Raw genomic sequence first — 18704 nt, 5'->3', positions numbered from 1 at the left:
GTAAGTATTGAGTAGGGGCGCACAGCCGTGCGCCCATGCAGTAGTAGGTAGCATCGAATCTATCTTTTGAGTGATGATTTATTAGAGACCATCGCTATCATGTAGACGGAGCAAAATAATGTTACGTTTTGCGATCGACGATCGCGAGTTTGTATTTTACGCCACCAATTGTTAGCTAGAAATGCGGAGCAGAAGCTATTTATGATACTAGAACAACACATAAAATTAGAAGAGCTGATTTCTAGCTCAGAATCACCAGTTTTAGCTGTATTTTCTGCTCCTGGCTGCGGTCCCTCTCGATTGCTAGATGCTGTTTTAGCAGATGCAATCTCTCATTTGCCGCAAAAGCCACAAATTGTCAGAATTGACAGCGAACAAAATTCAGCTTTGTCCGATCGATATCAAGTTCATGCATTGCCTACGCTATTAATTTTTAAAAACGGGCAGTTAATAGGAAGAATTGAAGAAGAGAGGATAGAAGATTTACTGCCAGCAGCGCATCTACTGCAACGTTTACAGGCAATATTATGAGTAGAGGCACAAAACATGCCTCTACTCAATACGGTAAGCTTTTAGGAACACTATGCTCCAGTCCAAGTCACTGGAGGTAAAGGTAATTGTTCGTCCATCTGAGCTGACTGAGAAACTTGTTGCATACTTGCCGAAAGCCAAACAAACAACTCTTTAAAGTTTAGCCCTTTAAGTTTGAGGGGATCGCGCACGGAAATTTGACTGAGGCGACTCAGATCCGCCGCTTCTACACCAACAGCAAAGAAGGCTACGTGCTTGTTTGCTTCATCATCTCTAATCCTTTGGGTGGCTTGCTCGATCAATTCCTCGGCTTCTCCTTGAGGTTCGCCATCGGTGATCAAAAATAGCCACGGACGGTAGTAGGAAACTCCATGTTCGCGGTACAATGCTTTGCGAATCTGAAGCATATCCAATCCCCGCAAAATTGCTTCACCCATGTGTGTTAAGCCTTTCGCTTTCAGTACGGGTGGTTGAAAATCGTCAGCCGTGACAAAATCTTGAACAATTTCAACATCGCTATTAAACGTGACGATCGCCACCTCGACTCGCTTTTTTGCTAAGCTATCGCGATCGAGTTCTTGTTGAAAAGTTCGTAAGCCTTCATTTAAAGCATCCAGTGGTTCCCCTTTCATAGAACCAGAAGTATCGAGCAGCAAAATGCACGGACAACGGGGTTCTGGATTTTCGGCAAACTCAACCGCATCTTCTAGAATCGATGGTGTTGTACCATCGCCAGTGGATTTGGACAGTAGCGATCGCGGATTCCAAACTTTCATGAAGCACCTCCAACTTTTTTTGCCTACAAAACTACGTTCGGAAGATAATCTGTGTATTATTTCGTGCTAGGGTGACACGAACTGAAAAGCGATCGCTTCATACAATTTATACAACAAAAGGATTTGCTAATGCATTCTAAAAAAACGACCGCCCGATATTGAGTATATTTTATGACTCAATTGAGCTTAATAAATTGCTATTGAAGACTTCAAGCCAAGGAGTAGCGATTTCGGAAACAAAGTTAAATTGATTTTGTTGCTGAAGCATGGGTAAGAAGTAAGATGTATGTTTCCACCATCGTTTCAAAAGAGTCTGTCTTAACTGCTACAAAAGTCTAAAGCCTGCAAACAAAATACTGTGCTTGCAGGCTTAAAATGAGTGAATTCAGTAATTTTTAAGGCTAATGTAGCTAAAGACAACTCAATTGCCTTAGATCTAAAGGCGTTAGCGTTCGCGTAGCTTGCTTCTCCGAAGGAGTAGTGTAGCGCAGCGTTTAGCGCAAACGTTGTTATCGCGCTATTTCTCTAGTTCACCCAAAAACCCTTGCCATTTTTGCGCTAATTCTTGCCGCGTGGAAGGTTTGAGCAAGTAGCGGCTGACAAACCAAGCTGAGTAGCCAATCCCAATCAGCTGAAAAGTCGGCTCCAACAGAGGAACATCATTCAACGCATCCATAACAGCCAGTACAACGCGCAGAGAGACAATTGCACCTACAATGATCAGAATGCTGATAATTGCCTGTCTGTATCTATTAAAGAAATCTTTTAAGATCCCAAACATGTTGGATAAAAATGTCAAGACTTGGGATACAATCCACTCGCCTTTTTTAATAGATTGGGTAGTAGGTGAAAACTGAGATTCTGATGACACAGTGCTTAATGCAGTTGATTCCTCTGGGGAAGTGGGATTTGAATTTTCGATTTGCTGCATTTGGGCTTCCATAGTTAAATTTTGTGAATGTAGCTTGAAAAAATTGCGGCTTATCAGTCGTCAGACACCTTCAATATTATCCCATTCAGTCTAGCAGTCATCTATCGATTGAGTTACGACCAAATACTAACTTGAAAGCAATGCTAGCTCGACTACAAAATCATTTTGAATTCAAGCGTTACATCTCATCAAAATTTAAGATTCTATTTTCAGTTATCAGGAGTCGTACGGACGGGTTTTGACCGAAAATTTTTGGCTAAGGCTTTCCATCTATAATTGCGCGCACCCGCCCGTACAGGAGTCAGAAGTCAGGAGTTAAGAGTTGTTTAATCTCCTCTGCACCGCTGCACCTCTGCAATACTGCTTCCTTGTCTCCCTTGTCTCCCCCTTCTCCCTTGTCTCCCCCTCTCCCTTGTCTTCTTTATCCCCACACCCTATTTATCGCGCACCACGCACCACTAAAAAAATAACTACCAAATGTAACGGAATGCAAAGTATAATGAGACCGAGTAAATGCTGAACTTAAGGGCAATAACAGTTGATGCGAGTAGCGATCGCTGGGGCAGGACTTGCAGGGCTTTCCTGCGCTAAATATCTGACTGATGTGGGTTATACTCCCATCGTCCTAGAAAGCAGAGATGTACTAGGTGGATTAGTCGCAGCATGGCAAGACGCAGATGGCGACTGGTATGAAACGGGGCTGCACGTCTTTTTTGGGGCATATCCCAACATGTTGCAGTTGTTGAAAGAATTAGGGATTGAAGATCGCTTGCAGTGGAAAAAACACACGATGATCTTCAATCAGCCGGAAAAGCCAGGGACTTACAGTCGCTTTGATTTTCCTAACTTGCCAGCTCCCTTCAATGGAATCGCCGCAATTTTGCGGAATAACGACATGCTAACCTGGGGGGAAAAAATTCAACTGGCTAAGGGACTAGTCCCAGCGATGCTGCGGGGACAAAAGTATGTCGAGCAAACCGACAAGTATACCTTCTCTGAGTGGTTGAAGCTGCAAGGCGTGAGCGAAGAGGTGCAACAAGACATCTTTATTGCTGCTTCTAAGTCACTCAATTTCATCAATCCTGACGAAATCTCAGCTACGGTGCTTCTAACAGCGCTCAGCCGCTTTTTGCAGCAAAAAGATGGCTCGAAAATGGCATTTTTAGACGGTTCTCCGCCAGAGCGCCTGTGTCAACCGATGGTAGATTACATTACTCAACGCGGTGGCGAAGTGCGGTTGAATGCGCCTCTTAAGGAAATCTTACTGAACCCCGATGGTACAGTAAAAGGATTTGCTATCAGAGGCTTGAACGGGGCAGCCGACTACGTAGAAACGGCAGATTTATACGTCAGTGCCACATCCGTAGACGTGCTGAAAAAATTGATTCCAACTCCTTGGAAACAATTAGAGTATTTCCAGCAGTTAAATGGGTTAGAAGGCGTACCCGTGATTAACATCCAGTTGTGGTTCGATCGCAAATTGACAGATATAGACCAGTTGTTATTTTCGCGATCGCCACTGTTAAGCGTATATGCCGACATGAGCAATACTTGTCGCGAATATGCCGATCCCGACCGCTCGATGCTGGAATTAGTCTTGGCTCCGGCTCAAGATTGGATTCATAAATCCGATGAAGAGATTTTACAGGTAACTCTAACAGAGCTAGAAAAACTGTTTCCGCAACACTTTGGCAGCGACAATCCTGCTGGGTTGCGAAAATATCATGTCGTAAAAACACCTCGCTCCGTGTATACAGCCACACCAGGACGACAACAATATCGTCCCAGTCAGGCATCGCCAATTAGCAATTTTTACTTATCTGGTAGTTACACCATGCAACCTTATCTAGGTAGTATGGAAGGTGCTGTACTTTCTGGTAAGCTGACAGCGCAGGCAATTGCTAGAGCTGCTAGCGAAGTGAATTCCCAAACCAGTACGCCCACGCTCAATACTCAGCCTGCAACAAATGCTGCAACTGCCTGATTCCCCCTCGTGCATGAAAAAGCTCGCCTCTGTGGAGGATTCCTACGAACTGTGTCGCCAAATCACGGCAAAGTATGCCAAGACATTCTATCCTGGCACGCTACTGATGAAAGAGGCAAAGCGCCGACGAGCTATGTGGGCAATTTATGCCTGGTGTCGCCGCACTGATGAATTAGTTGATGGTCCGGCTGCTGCCATTACCACCTTAGAAACTTTAGATCGGTGGGAGCAGCATCTAGAATCGGTGTTTGCGGGTCATCCCTTGGAAGACTATGATGTGGCGTTGGTTGATGCTTTGCAGAACTTCCCACTAGAGATTCAGCCGTTTCGAGATATGATTGCCGGACAGCGCATGGATCTGTGCTGGAGCCGCTATAAAACTTTTGAAGAGTTGCATCTGTACTGTTATCGCGTTGCCGGAACGGTGGGTTTGATGTCTACAGCAGTCATGGGTGTAGATACCACAAGAGACACGGCAGCTTGGAATCAGGATAAAGAACCGTATATTCCCACAGATGAAGCGATCGCCTTGGGGATTGCTAGTCAACTGACTAATATTCTGCGAGATGTCGGGGAAGATGCCAGACGAGGCAGAATTTACATCCCCTTAGAGGATTTAGCCAAATTTAACTACACCGAGCAAGATTTATTTAACGGAGTGGTTGACGATCGTTGGCGAGAACTCGTGCGCTTTCAAATCCGTAGGACACGCGAGGTTTATGCTAAGGCAGAAAAGGGAATCAGCTATCTAGCTCCTAGCGCCCGTTTGCCTGTATGGTCAGCCTTGATACTTTACAGTCAGATTTTGGATCGAATCGAACGCAACCAATACGATGTGTTTCGGCAAAGGGCGTATGTTCCTAATTTGCAAAAGCTCTGTTCCCTACCAACAGCCTTGCTACGGGCGCAAGTGCTTTAATGAGGCAGTAGGGAGTAGGGAAAGAAAAGACAAGGAAGACAAGGAAGACAAGGGGGACAAGGGAGCAATTCTTCTAGTCACTAGCCACCAACCACTAGTCACTGATAACTGTAAATCTTAACCAGAGATAGGGATAAAACCTCGCTACGGCGTGGTAGATTTTTGGCTGTTGCCTGCTGTTACCACTCGATAATCTATGCCGACTTTTCCCAGAGCCGCTGGAATTTTGCTGCATCCGACTTCCCTACCTGGTCGCTTTGGTATTGGCGACCTCGGTTTAGCTGCTTACCGTTTGATTGATTTTTTAAGCAATAGTTACCAGCAACTCTGGCAGGTTCTACCCTTGGGACCTACAGGATACGGTAATTCTCCTTATATGTGCTATTCGGCAATGGCAGGAAATCCGTTGTTAATTAGCCCAGAACAATTACAAGAAAATGGGTTGCTCAGTCAAGAAGATTTTGCCAATTTACCTGAGTTCGAGGGCGATCGCGTAGAATACGATCGCGCGATTGAAATTAAAATTCCTTTATTGCGTAAAGCCTGCGAGAATTTTCGCAATAACGCCTCAGAGTTACAGCAGCAAGAATTTGCTGGCTTTTGTAGAGCCAAAGGCTATTGGCTAGATGACTACGCCCTATTTATGGCGCTCAAAGATACGTTAGAGGGTAAGAGTTGGTACGACTGGGAACCAGAAATCGCCCGCCGTCAGCCCCAAGCAATGGAAAAATGGCGACAGCAGTTAGATGGCGAAATTTTTTATCAAAAATTCATCCAGTTTGAATTTTTCCAGCAGTGGTCAAAACTGAAGCGCTATGCCAACATGCACGGCATTCAAATTATTGGCGATATCCCCATCTACGTAGCGCATGACAGTGCTGATGTCTGGGCAAACCCCGAAATCTTCTGTCTGGATGAGGAAACGGGTGCGGCGGCTTTGATGGCGGGAGTTCCGCCCGATTACTTTAGCGCCACGGGGCAATTGTGGGGCAACCCCGTCTATAACTGGGAGGCATTGCAGCAACAACACTTCAAATGGTGGGTGCAGCGATTTGAGGCGATGTTAGATTATGTCGATATCATTCGCATCGACCACTTTAGAGGTTTCGAGTCGTACTGGGCAGTTAAAGAAGGCGAAACTACCGCAATTAACGGGACTTGGATTGAAGCGCCAGGGGTAGAGTTATTTGAAGCGATCGCCCAGCAGTTGGGTAAGTTACCCGTATTAGCTGAAGACTTGGGAATTATTACTCCAGAGGTGGAAGCATTACGCGATCGGTTTGAATTTCCAGGCATGAAGATTTTACAATTTGCCTATGGTTCCGATGCTGCAAATCCTTACTTACCTTTCAATTACCCCCGTAACTGCGTAGTCTACACCGGAACCCACGATAACGATACGAGCGTAGGTTGGTTTAACACCGCTTCTGACTACGAAAAACAGAGACTTTTACTTTACATGGGTTGTATTAGTCCTGACGGTATCCATTGGGACTTAATTCGGCTAGCCTTGAGTACTACGGCAAATCAAGCCATCATTCCCTTACAGGATATTTTAGGCTTGGGGAGCGAAGCGAGAATGAACGTCCCCAGTCAAGCTGAGGGTAACTGGGCTTGGCGCTATCAACCCGATATACTGACACAAGAATTAAGCGATCGCCTGAAGTTATATACCGAACTGTACGGACGCGCCCCGCAGGTAACTCATGGGGGATAGGGACAGTGACCAGTGACCAGTGACCAGTGACCAGTTAATTCTTACTTCCGATTACCGATTAACCCTGTGTGCGACTTCATCCAATAGCCCCCGATTTGGCGGGGGTTGGGGGATTGGAAGACTACGCCATTCACGACAAGATCTCCCCTAGCCCCCCTTTTTAAGGGGGGAACATTATAGAAAGTTGCACATCGCGTGATTACCAATTACTGATTACCAATCACCACTCTTCACTGATAACTGACAACTGATAATTGAAATGTTTCCCTCTTTTCTCCCATCTCAAGTGCAGTTGTTGCAACAGCCTGAGTCAATTGCTTTAGCGCAAAAGATCGAACGTCACGCGATCGCAACTCCTATATATTCTCAGGCGATCGTGACGAGTTTTGTCCGTCAAGGTGAGGGGAACATACCGATCCTATTGCTACATGGTTTTGATAGTTCGGTATTGGAGTTTCGCCGTCTCATTCCACTTTTAGCAGCACAGCATGAAACTTGGGCAGTCGATCTGTTAGGCTTTGGTTTTAGCGATCGCCCACGGGGAATTAATTACAATCCAGAAACAATTAAAACTCATCTTTATTGCTTTTGGAAAACCTTAATTGACCAACCAGTTATTTTAGTAGGTACTTCGATGGGTGGGGCGACGGCGATTGATTTTGTCCTGACTTATCCTCAAGCTGTAAAACAATTGGTATTAATTAATAGCGTAGGTTTTAGTGGCGATTTTCCCTTGGGTCAGTTTTTGTTTTTTCCGCTCGATTATTTAGCTGTAGAATTTTGGCGACAGCGAAAAACACAAGCATTGAATTTGGGTACTAGTTTGGGAAATTTAACTCCATTTGAAATAGACGCGATCCGTTGTGCTTTATTACATACAGAAATGCCTAGATGGTCGGAAGCGATGGTAAGTTTTACGAAAAGCGGCGGTTATGGAGAAATAGTCAACAAAATTGCCAAAGTCGATAAGCCAACTACAATTTTGTGGGGAGATAGAGACGAGACGTTAGGTGTGGCTGATGCGATGAAATTTAAACAGGCGATCGCGCATTCTCAATTAATTTGGTTAAAAAATTGCGGTCACGTTCCTCAAATAGAACAACCGGAAATTATTGCTAATTATATTGGATGTGTTTGAACCACAATATTATCGTCAGGGTGGGTTTTTTAAAAATCTATACATTATAGGATAAATCGTCTCGATAAACCCGCCCCTACAATCTAACATCGCTAGAATAGGCTTATGACTCAAGCTGCATCCGATCCTACTCCTGCTAACAGTACCGCACCACAGCGCCCCACGTTTATTTTAGTGGACGGGCATTCTTTAGCTTTCCGTTCTTATTTTGCCTTTGCCAAGGGACGAGATGGCGGACTGCGGACGAAAACGGGTATTCCGACAAGTGTTTGTTTTGGTTTCTTGAAGTCATTGCTGGAGGTGATGGCTACTCAAAAGCCAGAAGCAATGGCGATCGCCTTCGATCTGGGTTTACCGACATTTCGCCACGAAGCCGACGACACCTACAAAGCAGATCGTCCAGGGACACCGGAAGATTTCGTCCCCGATTTGAAGAATTTGCATGAATTACTTGCAGGACTTGCTGTTGAGGTCTTGACTGCACCCGGGTTTGAAGCGGATGATATTTTGGGGACTCTAGCGTTACGAGCGAGTGAAGCCGGATATCAGGTAAAGATCTTGACAGGCGATCGCGATTTATTTCAACTTGTCGATCCCGAAAAAGCAATTAGCGTCTTATATCTCAGTACGGCTTTTATTCAGCGCAACAACACTGGTACGGCTGAATTTAGTGTAGAACAAGTACGAGAGAAAATGGGTGTTTCACCATCACAAGTTGTTGATTTTAAAGCTTTGTGTGGCGACCCATCTGATAATATTCCAGGTGTGAGGGGAATCGGGGAAAAAACTGCGATACAACTCCTCAGTACTTATGACAATTTAGATAATGTATATGCTTCGATTGACCAAATTAAAGGTGCTACTAAAAAGAAGTTAGAAGAAGGTAAAGAAGCAGCTTATCACTCCCGTCATTTAGCGCAAATTGTCTTAGATGTACCGCTAGAAGTTGAGTTAGACAACTGCAAGCTTAAAGGATTCGATCGCACCATCCTCGAACCAATTTTAGAAAAGTTAGAATTTAGAACTTTCTTAGGAAAAGTCAACCAGTTACAGCAGCAATTTGGCGGCGAGTTTGAAGACAAGGGAGACAAGGAGGACAAGGGAGACAAGGAGGACGATTACCAATTACCAATTACCAATTACCAATCGGATGACGATTTATGGTTTTTCAGTGCAGAAGATACGGAGGTGGCGCAGCAACAATCGCAGTCGCCAATTCAACCCCAAATTATCGATACGCCTGCTAAATTGACGGAATTAGTTAAGAGGTTGCAGAAATATACTGATGCAACTAACCCTGTGGCTTGGGATACGGAAACGACAGATTTAGAACCACGGGATGCAGAATTAGTTGGAATTGGCTGCTGTTGGGGAAATACCTTAGATGATATGGCATATATCCCAGTCGGTCATCGAGATGGTAAAAATTTAGATAAAGCAACAGTTTTAGAACAACTACGTCCGATTTTAGAGAGCGATCGCTATCCAAAAGCGTTACAAAATGCTAAGTTCGATCGCTTAGTTCTACGCTGTCAAGGAATTCAACTAGCTGGAGTTGTTTTCGATCCGTTATTAGCAAGTTATGTCTTGAATCCAGATTCAGATGTGACTCGCAATTTAGGCGTACTTGCCGATCGCTATTTAAATTTAGATACTGTTAGTTATTCAGAATTAGTTCCCAAAGGTCAGACTATTGCCGATATTGATATTTCCAGCGTTGCCGATTACTGCGGCATGGATGTTTATGTCACGTATCAATTAGTGGCGAAATTACGAGCAGAACTCGATAAAATTCCGATTATGCACAAGCTGTTACTGGAGGTAGAACAACCTCTAGAACCAGTTTTAGCAGAAATGGAATATACGGGAATTAGAATTGATAGCAATTATCTGCATGAATTTTCTAAACAACTCGAAGCAGATTTAGCCCGATTAGAAGAGCAAGTTTATGCTGTAGCTGGTGAAAAGTTTAATTTAGGTTCTCCCAAAAAACTCAGCGAACTCTTATTCGACAAGTTGAAATTAGATCGGAGAAAGTCGCGAAAAATTCAAACTGGTTATTCGACAGATGCAGCAACGCTAGAAAAATTACAAGGCGATCATCCAGTTGTAGACGCAATTTTAGAATATCGCACTTTGGCAAAGTTAAAATCTACTTATGTTGATGCTTTACCAGCTTTGGTGCGTCCAGATACTCACCGAGTGCATACAGATTTCAATCAAACTGCAACATCTACAGGGCGATTGTCTTCTTCTAATCCTAACTTACAAAATATCCCGATTCGGACGGCGTTTAGTCGGCAAATTCGTAAAGCTTTTCTACCTGAATCAGGTTGGTTAATGGTAGCAGCAGATTATTCTCAGATTGAATTGAGAATTTTAGCGCATTTGACACAGGAACCTGTTTTAGTTTCGGCTTACCAAAATAACGAAGATATCCACACAGTCACGGCAAAACTTTTGTTTGAACAAGAGTCTGTTACTTCAGAACAACGCCGTTTGGGTAAGATTATTAATTTCGGTGTGATTTACGGCATGGGGGCGCAAAGATTTGCGCGAGAAACGGGTATGAAAGCCGCAGATGGTAAAATCTTTATTGAGAAATTTAACCAAACATATCCGAAAGTATTTGCCTACTTACAAGGGATTCAAAAAGATGCGATCGCCAAAGGGTATGTAGAAACCATTTTAGGACGCAGGCGCTATTTTAATTTTACCAGCGATCGCTTACGAAAACTCTTAAATGCAAAACCCGAAGATATCGATCTTGATAGTATCAAAGGACTATCAGCTTACGATGCCGGATTGCTACGGGCGGCGGCTAATGCCCCAATTCAAGGATCGAGCGCAGACATTATCAAAATTGCTATGGTGAGATTGCATGAATTATTACACAACTATCAGGCACGTTTACTATTGCAAGTCCACGACGAATTAGTATTTGAAATTCCTCCTCATGAATGGGAAGAACTGCAACCGCAAATTAAAACGACAATGGAAACAGCCTTAGAACGTACAGACGTTGATTTTAGCGTTCCCTTATTCGTTGATGTTCGCGCCGGACAAAATTGGATGGAAACGAAATAAATCGCACTGTGTATATTTAGCTATAATTATTGACAAATAACGTTGGTTCATCCTAGACTCAAACATACTTAATTAAATAAACCGGAGGAGTTATGAATCTTTCGGAAAAGAATGAATTTTTAAATCGATTAGACAAGTTCGACTATTTGAGCGAACTAGAAGAGACAGAACTAAATGCGATCGTCGGTGGTGCGGTGGGTGCTACGTCAGAGGTAACATATGTATCGCCTGCTTATGCAGATGAATTGGTGCAGCTAGCAGCAGCGTTGGACGTAGATGTTGAAACGCTACTATTGCAGTAAAACTGTTGTCGATACATCGCGTCTGATGGAACACATGCCGCGCGATGCCAATATTTTGACTTTTAACTTTTAGCGTTTGACTTTAATATATATAAACGCTTTCCAATGCTCTTAGGACTGCGGTTGCTGATTGAAATCGATTGCTGGGATAATAACGCACCATTTTATTTAAAATAGCTGCTAGCGTATCGTTGATTGCAGGGACGTGGTGTCGCCAAATTACCTCATGTGTTGTGGGATCTTCGTCTAATTCTGTTGGGGGAATTCCGGTTACAGCTTGAATGCCAATTGTACCGAGGGCGTAAATGTCACTGCTAAAGACAGGTTTACCAAAAAACTGTTCTGGCGCAGCATATCCCATTGTACCGATCGCCACAGTGTATTTTTCCTGCGCCATCGTGATTTGAGTTTGCAATTGTTTGACGGAACCGAAATCAACTAAAACTAAGCTATTGTCCGATTGTCTTCTAATAATATTGCTGGGTTTAATATCTCGATGAATGACGCTGCGCTGATGAATAAAGTCGAGGACGAGTAGAACATCTTTTAAAAGTGCTACAACTTCAGTTTCAGATAAGCGTTTACCTGGAACCAATTCTTCACTCAAGGGGTGTCCTTGGATGAATTCTTCTACTAAATAGAATTGTCGATCTTGCTCGAAGTAGGCTAGCAATTGAGGAATGCGATCGAAGCTTCCCAATATTTCTAAAGCTTCTGCTTCAGACTGAAACAAGCGCCGCGCCAGTTGCATGTATCTTTCATCACTGGATGGAATCAGCTGCTTGACAACGCAATAAGGTTTACCCGGACGTTGAGTATCTTCGGCGAGAAAAGTATGACCGAACCCACCCGCACCGATATTGCGCACAATTTGGTATCGTTCCTTTAATATGGTTCGAGTTGATTGAGTGCCTGCGGCTGTGGTGGGTGATGAAAAGGATTGTTCCGCAGAATTGTTTGTTTTTGCTCCACTTGGACGCGCTTTAAAGTAGGCTTGATAAGCCACTATCGCCCCACTTGTTCCCACTAAACCAAGTGCTGGAGGGACGAGGGGAATCCAGCCTTTTTGGAGAAATAAGACAAAACAAATACTACCCAATCCTAGTAAAGCACCTGCCCCAATAATTCCCAGCAGCCAGGAGGGACGCACGTACCAGGCGATCGCCCCACCTAATAGAGACCAAGCCCAGATCCAGAGAATTTCTGTCGTTTCCGACCAATACCAAAATAGCGATCGCCCATCTAATGTCGTACTCAGCAGTTGGCTTAAAATCTGCGCGTGGACGAGTACGCCTGCCATTTTTCCTTTCGTTTCCGGCTGCTGGCTGAGGTCGTAAGGTGTATAAAAATAATCTTTGATCTCCGTCGCTGTCACGCCGACTAGAACGATTTTATCTTCCACCCAGCTAGGGTTAATGGAATCAGAGAGAACGTCACTGAGCGATACCTGGCGAGCGACGGCAGTGGGGGAGCGATAATTAATTAAGACTTGATATCCTCTCGCATCAACATTTTGATAACCGCTGCTATTACTGGAGATCGCGGGAAAAGTTGCCGTGCCGATCTTTAAATTCTTGTCTGGAGTTAGTTGCGCTCGAACACCTTGTCGGCTGAGGTATTTTAGCGCCAGTTGCAAGCTAAAGGAGGTCGTAGCAGGACACTTAGAGGTTTTTTCTGGGGTCATGAACAGCAAACCTCGCCGTACTACCCCATCTCGGTCTAGGACTAAATCGCTAAATCCCAAACGAGTTTTAGGCACTACTGTCGGTGGTGCGACTCCCAAACCTTTATCGTCTCCTACTTTACACACCGCGACAATGTTATCGTTTACCTGCAAGCGCGCGGTGAGTTCTGCGTTACCTGGTTCTACGGGTAAATCGCGATAAATATCTAAGCCGATGATGCGAGGGCGATACTGTTTGAGTTTTTGTAAAAGCTGGTCTATAGTGCGATCGGATGCGGGCCAGCGATCCAGTGCTTGAATATCGTCTTGCGTGACTGCAACCACCAGCAAGCGCGGATCGGAACCTTCATCAGGGTGCAGTTGAACGAAGCGATCGAAATAGTTTAGCTCCAGTCCTTCGAGTCGTCCTAAGTGACGCACGCCAATAACCAAGCCACAGACAGCTGCGCTAGCAACTAATATGGGTGGTATCGCCTCTGTAATTTTACGTAGACGACTTGATTGAGAAGCTTTGAATAATAAGCGCATATTTATATTGATTTATCATATCTGGCGTTATGACTGTCGTTGGTCATTACAGAGTGGCTGGTGGTTGGTGGCTAGTAGCTAGATTCTTGTTCCGGTCTAGCCACCAGTCACTAGTCACTAGTCACTGACAACTGACCATTAGCAAGAATTCCCTAAGCACGTCCATAATTATCGTAATCATGGGGCGCTGTAGGGACAAGGGGCATAATTGCTTTGTTCGATCGAGTGAGTTGAACGAATCTTAATTCAGCAATACAATTGGAGCCTGAGCAACTGCACCCAGTCCCACAGATTTGAGTAAATCCGACCATTCTCGGGATACGGTTGAATTATTGGGTGTCGATTGACGGCTTGCCACCATTGCCGCTACTGTATCGTACCAAATGCCATTTGCAGCATATAAAGAGACGCGATCGCTCGGTTTGGCTTTTTGAATTTCGCTTTGCAGAATCGGATCGGCTTCAACTCGTTGAATCCAGCCGTCTACAACTACGTCTGCCGAACGGTCTTTTGGATCGCAGATCATGGAGAAATACCATTGATAGTTTTTCCCCGTTTCTAGAGATGGCGCACCTGGCATTTTAGCCATGTTGACGCTGACAATCCCTGAAGTTTTTGGCGAAGCAACAATAGATTTGTGCAGGATCTTTTGTTTATCGTTGAGTAAGACTAATTCTAGCTGTTCGGCTTTATTTGCAGGTACGTAGAACGATAAGGTCGGTTGGGCGGCGATCGTCGTTCCCGTATTAGTATTTGGAACTAAAGCTGTGAGTGCTTGTTTGCCACTGAAACAGCCTCGCGTTGCACCACCGACACGGTTTCCTGGCGCGCCCCACTCCGGGGGTACGAAGGAAATTGTAGCTTCGCCGCGCTGCGAAAGATAGCTACTGATGTTGTTAATTGCTCTGGTAGCGTAGGGGTTTCCTTGCCGGAGGTTGAGAGCCTTGCGAAAATTGACTAAGGCTGTTTCGTAGTCTCGTTGAGCAGTGGCAAGATAGCCTTGTCGCATGAAGTTATCGTAATCGGACTGGGCGTTTTGGACTGCTTTAGCGGGTGCAGCCTGCGTCGTTGCAGGGACTACAGGGGCAAAACAACCAATTGCCAAGATCGGGATTACGTACTTCAGCCACGGTTTAATCTTCATTGCAGTTCTCCGTAGACAGATATTTTTTATACCGATTAGCTTTTCTGGATAGAAATTCAACTAAGCCAGAGGGTAGCAAACGACGCGATCGCACTTCAATTAGGAGGAAGTTGATTTAAGTATTCTTATAATACGGCTTTCCCCCAATTGAAAGTTCGGTTCGTTCATTTATTTTAAATACTACAAAATCATGTGGAATTTTTCCTGAAGATGGTGTATGTCTCTGGAAAATGTGATGAATAGCACATTTTTGTGCTGGTTGTGTGGGGAAATGGCGCGATCGCAATTTCTCTAGATTTCAGGGCTTTATTTTATTACGGTGACTATTTTATAGTTATTGGTGGTTTGGCATCTGTCATCGGTATTAACCTAAATATTTATATAGCAGAGATGTATTTACAAATATCTTCAGTTTCTGGGCGCTGGTGCGTGCGGCTAGGTTTCGCTTGTGCAATTGTAGGGAGTGCGATAACTTCGTTAAGCTTTGCTAACGCGTTTGGGAGTACTGCGCTGGCTCAAGTTCCGCCAGATTCTCAAATCGTACCCGATAGTACTTTGGGTGCAGATAATTCTATAGTCAACTCCAATCCCAATGGCTTAGACACGATCTCTGGTGGAGCCACGCGGGGAAGTAATTTATTTCATAGCTTCGATCGGTTTTCCATTCCTGACGGACGAGCAGCTTTATTTAATAATGGAGCAGATATTCAAAATATTCTCACCAGAGTCACGGGTGGCTCAGTTTCTAATATTGACGGAATTTTAGCAGCAAGAGGTACGGCTAATTTATTTCTGCTCAATCCTAATGGAATTATTTTCGGTGAAAATGCCAGCCTTAGAGTCGGTGGTTCATTTATCGCCACGACAGCTAGCAGTATCAATTTTGCCGATGGGACGCAATTTAGTGCTACACCAGGTACGGATGCGCCCCTACTCACCGTCAGCGTTCCCTTGGGTTTGCAATTTGGTGCTGGTGCAGGGGAGATTGTCAACCGTGCTAATACTTTTGGTTTACAGGTAGGTGCTGGGAAAACTTTAGGATTGATTGGCGGTAACGTCAACTTGGAAGGTGGATATTTAACTGCTGCGGGTGGACGAATAGAATTAGGTGCAGTTGCAGCCCCAGGAATTGTAGGAATCAACCCCGATCCCAGTGGTTTCCGCTTCAGTTTTCCTATAGATCTAGCTTTAGGAGATATATCGCTGACCAATACAGCTTTAGTTGATGTCAGAGCTGAAGACGGTGGTAGTATTGCCACAAACTCTCAAAACTTAAGTCTTGTTCAAGGGAGTCAGATGTTGGCTGGAATAAGCTCAGGGTTGGGTTCGCCTGATAGCAAGGCGGGAAACATCAATATCAATGCAACAGGAAGGATTGCTCTTGCTGATGAAAGCTTAATCACTAATTCAGTGGAAAGTAGAGCTATCGGCAATAGTGGAGATCTCAATGTTACATCTGGAACACTTGTGTTGACTGGTGGTGCTCAGTTAAGCAGTAACACCTTTGGACAAGGGAATGCTGGCAATATTAATATCAATGCTAATAACATTGCTTTTTCTGGAGTCAGCAATCAACTTACTAGTGGAGTCCTTAGTAATGTAGAACGTGAAGCTAATGGGACTGGTGGTGTTATTAATATCAAAGCTGATTCGCTATCCTTAACTAATGGCGGTCAAATTCAAGCCTTAATTCGTGACGCTTCAGGTACACTGCCTGGCGGACGCGGCAACAGTGGAAAGATAATAATTGACGTTCGCAATTCCTTTGATATTAGTGGTATCAACGGCATATTCCCCAGTGCAGTTTTTACTAGTATAGGCTCTGGAGCAGAAGGCAAGGGCGGGGATCTCGATATCAAAGCTGGGTCATTATCCTTAGAAAATGGTGCTCGGTTGGAGGCTAGTACCTTCGGTACAGGAGATGCCGGAAATGTATTCGTGCAGGTCGATGACTCGCTCGAGCTGGCAAACAGCAGCTACATCTTTAGCAATGTAGAATCTGGAGCTGTAGGTAACGGTGGTACGGTTGACATCAAAGCCAACTCTCTATCCTTAACTGGCGGCGGTCAAATTCAAGCGCTGGTTCGTGAAACTTCCAATACACTTGCTGGTGGACGTGGAAATGCTGGAAGCATAAATATTGACATCCGCGATACTTTTACTGCTACTGGAGCAAGTCAAAATCAGTTATTTCCCAGTGGAGTTTTCAATTATCTAGGTGTTAGCGCAGTGGGTAAGGGGGGGGATATTAATCTCAAGGTTGGGTCACTATCCTTAGAGAATAGTGCTCAAGTGCAAACTAGTACGTTTGGTACAGGAGATGCCGGAAGTATCAACATCACTGCTAGCGATCGCATTTCTCTAGATAACGGTTCGATCTTCAGCAGTGTGGAAAAAAGAGGTAATGGCAAAGGTGGAAATGTCACCCTTAACGCGCGAGCGCTCTTTCTGAACAATGGAGCGGAGCTAAATGCCAGTACCTTCGGTACAGGAGATGCCGGAAATGTATTCGTGCAAGTCGATGACTCGCTCGAGCTGGCAAACAGCAGCACAATTAGTAGTGGTGTGGATACTGAAGCAGTGGGCAATGGTGGCACGCTCGATTTTAAAGCGCGATCTCTATCTTTAACTAATGGTAGTTTCTTGAATACAAGTACCTTTGGACAAGGCAGTGCAGGCAATATCACGCTCGATATCAATGATACTGTTCGCTTTGAGGGGGTAGGTGAATTTGCTCAAAGAGTCTTTGGCAGTGGTATATATAGCGCTGTAGCAAACTCAGGTAGTGGCAGAGGGGGTGATATCAATCTCAAGACAAAATTTTTATTTCTTAAGGACGGTGGCATCATTAATGCGAGTACTCTAGGTCGAGGAGATGGAGGTAATATCACACTTGAGGTTGGGGATACCATCTCTATTGATGGATTTAGAACCGTGCAAACATCTGAGCAATTGCAGACTTTTTTAAGTGGAATTTTTGCTAGTGCAGGTACTGAAGCAGTCGGCAACAGCGGCACAATTAATATTAAAGCGAGATCTCTATATCTCAGTAATAACGGTCTACTAAATAGCAGCAACTTCGGACAAGGAAGTGCAGGCAATATCGATGTAAACATTCGCACCCTTAACCTTGACAGGGGTGGTATCTTTGCTACATCCACATCAGGTAATGGTGGAGATATCGAATTACGAGCAAGTAAGAGCGTGAGGCTACGCAAGGGCAGTTTCGTTTCCACATCCGCAGGAGGCGAAGGACAACCTGGAAATGGTGGCAACATTACAATTGACTCTCCCTTAGTTCTTGCTGGTCAAGGAGAGCAAGAGGGTAATAACGATATCTTTGCTAATGCTTTTAATGGCAAAGGCGGTACGATCGAAATAAATGCTCAAAGCATTTATGTACTGACACGAATCGATGGTGATACACTTCAATCTTTCTTAGAAACTAATTCCCCTACCGCAGAAGATTTTCAGAGAGTTTTAAACGATTTACGTTCTAATAACAGCAACGATGTAGCAGCGTTTTCTGTCACCGATCCTTCTTTAAGTGGTACTATCAGCTTTAATACTGCGGATATCGACCCGAGCCGCGATATTGTGGAATTACCAACAGGACTAGTCGATGCCTCCTCTTTAGTCGCAGCAGGATGTCCATCTGGAGCCGAAAATCGCTTCACTGTCGCCGGACGCGGCGGCTTACCTCCCGCACCAGCAGATAAACTCAGTTCTGATGCCCTCCTCACCGATTGGGCAACTCTGCAAACACCAGAAACTCAAAACCGTGCCGCAGTAGAAACAACTCCCCCAGTAGCAACTAATACTATACCTACACCAGCCGTAGAAACAATAACTGAAGCCACATCCTGGCAATACGATCGCAACGGCGCGATAATTCTCACTAGCGGCGATACCACATCACCAAGTCATTTAAAGGAAACACTAACTTCCTGCCCTAGTTCCTAA

The 18704-nt window shown here is 44.5% G+C and carries 12 protein-coding genes; 8 read left to right on the top strand and 4 right to left on the bottom strand.

Features of this window, described 5'->3' with window-relative positions; genetic code table 11:
- The first annotated feature begins 168 nt into the window (after positions 1-168).
- Positions 169-531: a co-chaperone YbbN gene (locus C7Y66_RS00460; RefSeq protein ID WP_255409910.1), complete on the top strand. Its 363-nt coding sequence runs from the start codon at positions 169-171 to the stop codon at positions 529-531.
- Between the two features lie 50 nt (positions 532-581).
- On the opposite strand, the gene C7Y66_RS00455 is transcribed toward C7Y66_RS00460, so the two are convergent.
- Together C7Y66_RS00455 and C7Y66_RS00450 are read right to left on the bottom strand one after the other, a co-directional pair.
- Positions 582-1307, bottom strand: a complete 726-nt coding sequence (locus C7Y66_RS00455; RefSeq protein WP_106544072.1) for a VWA domain-containing protein — start codon at positions 1305-1307, stop codon at positions 582-584.
- A 517-nt stretch (positions 1308-1824) separates the two neighbouring features.
- A complete protein-coding gene (locus tag C7Y66_RS00450) occupies positions 1825-2250 on the bottom strand; it encodes a CAAD domain-containing protein (RefSeq protein ID WP_039715111.1) in 426 nt (141 codons plus the stop codon).
- Positions 2251-2779: 529 nt separating this feature from the next.
- Between C7Y66_RS00450 and pds the strand changes: the two genes are divergently transcribed.
- The 6 genes from pds to C7Y66_RS00420 all read left to right on the top strand — a co-directional run bounded on the left by pds (position 2780) and on the right by C7Y66_RS00420 (position 11385).
- Positions 2780-4222, top strand: coding sequence for a 15-cis-phytoene desaturase (gene pds / locus C7Y66_RS00445; RefSeq protein ID WP_015152591.1), 1443 nt, complete (start codon positions 2780-2782; stop codon positions 4220-4222).
- Entirely contained in the window at positions 4206-5141 is a 936-nt protein-coding gene (gene crtB / locus C7Y66_RS00440) for a 15-cis-phytoene synthase CrtB (protein ID WP_015152590.1), read from the top strand. The genes pds and crtB overlap by 17 nt, the downstream gene beginning before the upstream one ends.
- Before the next feature lie 196 nt (positions 5142-5337).
- Positions 5338-6858: a 4-alpha-glucanotransferase gene (gene malQ / locus C7Y66_RS00435; RefSeq protein ID WP_106544071.1), complete on the top strand. Its 1521-nt coding sequence runs from the start codon at positions 5338-5340 to the stop codon at positions 6856-6858.
- A 259-nt stretch (positions 6859-7117) separates the two neighbouring features.
- Positions 7118-7996: an alpha/beta fold hydrolase gene (locus C7Y66_RS00430; protein ID WP_106544070.1), complete on the top strand. Its 879-nt coding sequence runs from the start codon at positions 7118-7120 to the stop codon at positions 7994-7996.
- A gap of 105 nt (positions 7997-8101) precedes the next feature.
- The gene (gene polA / locus C7Y66_RS00425; protein ID WP_106544069.1) at positions 8102-11083 is read left to right on the top strand and encodes a DNA polymerase I; all 2982 of its coding nucleotides are present in this window, start codon (positions 8102-8104) and stop codon (positions 11081-11083) included.
- A 92-nt stretch (positions 11084-11175) separates the two neighbouring features.
- Entirely contained in the window at positions 11176-11385 is a 210-nt protein-coding gene (locus C7Y66_RS00420) for a hypothetical protein (RefSeq protein WP_015152586.1), read from the top strand.
- Positions 11386-11467: 82 nt separating this feature from the next.
- Here C7Y66_RS00420 and C7Y66_RS00415 read toward each other — a convergent pair whose 3' ends face one another.
- Positions 11468-13597 carry a CHASE2 domain-containing serine/threonine-protein kinase gene (locus C7Y66_RS00415; protein WP_106544068.1) on the bottom strand — a complete coding sequence of 710 codons (2130 nt, stop codon included), beginning with the start codon at positions 13595-13597 and terminating at the stop codon, positions 11468-11470.
- A gap of 241 nt (positions 13598-13838) precedes the next feature.
- Positions 13839-14741, bottom strand: coding sequence for a DUF928 domain-containing protein (locus C7Y66_RS00410; RefSeq protein ID WP_106544067.1), 903 nt, complete (start codon positions 14739-14741; stop codon positions 13839-13841).
- 252 nt (positions 14742-14993) lie between these two features.
- Here C7Y66_RS00410 and C7Y66_RS00405 point away from each other — a divergent pair, with 252 nt between their 5' ends.
- Entirely contained in the window at positions 14994-18704 is a 3711-nt protein-coding gene (locus C7Y66_RS00405; protein ID WP_106544066.1) for a filamentous hemagglutinin N-terminal domain-containing protein, read from the top strand.

Origin of the sequence: Chroococcidiopsis sp. CCALA 051, from assembly GCF_003015105.1 — a bacterium.
Classification (GTDB): Bacteria; Cyanobacteriota; Cyanobacteriia; order Cyanobacteriales; family Chroococcidiopsidaceae; genus Chroococcidiopsis; species Chroococcidiopsis thermalis.
Note: the sequence above shows the minus strand (reverse complement) of the source record. Positions and strands in the feature narration are given on the sequence as shown.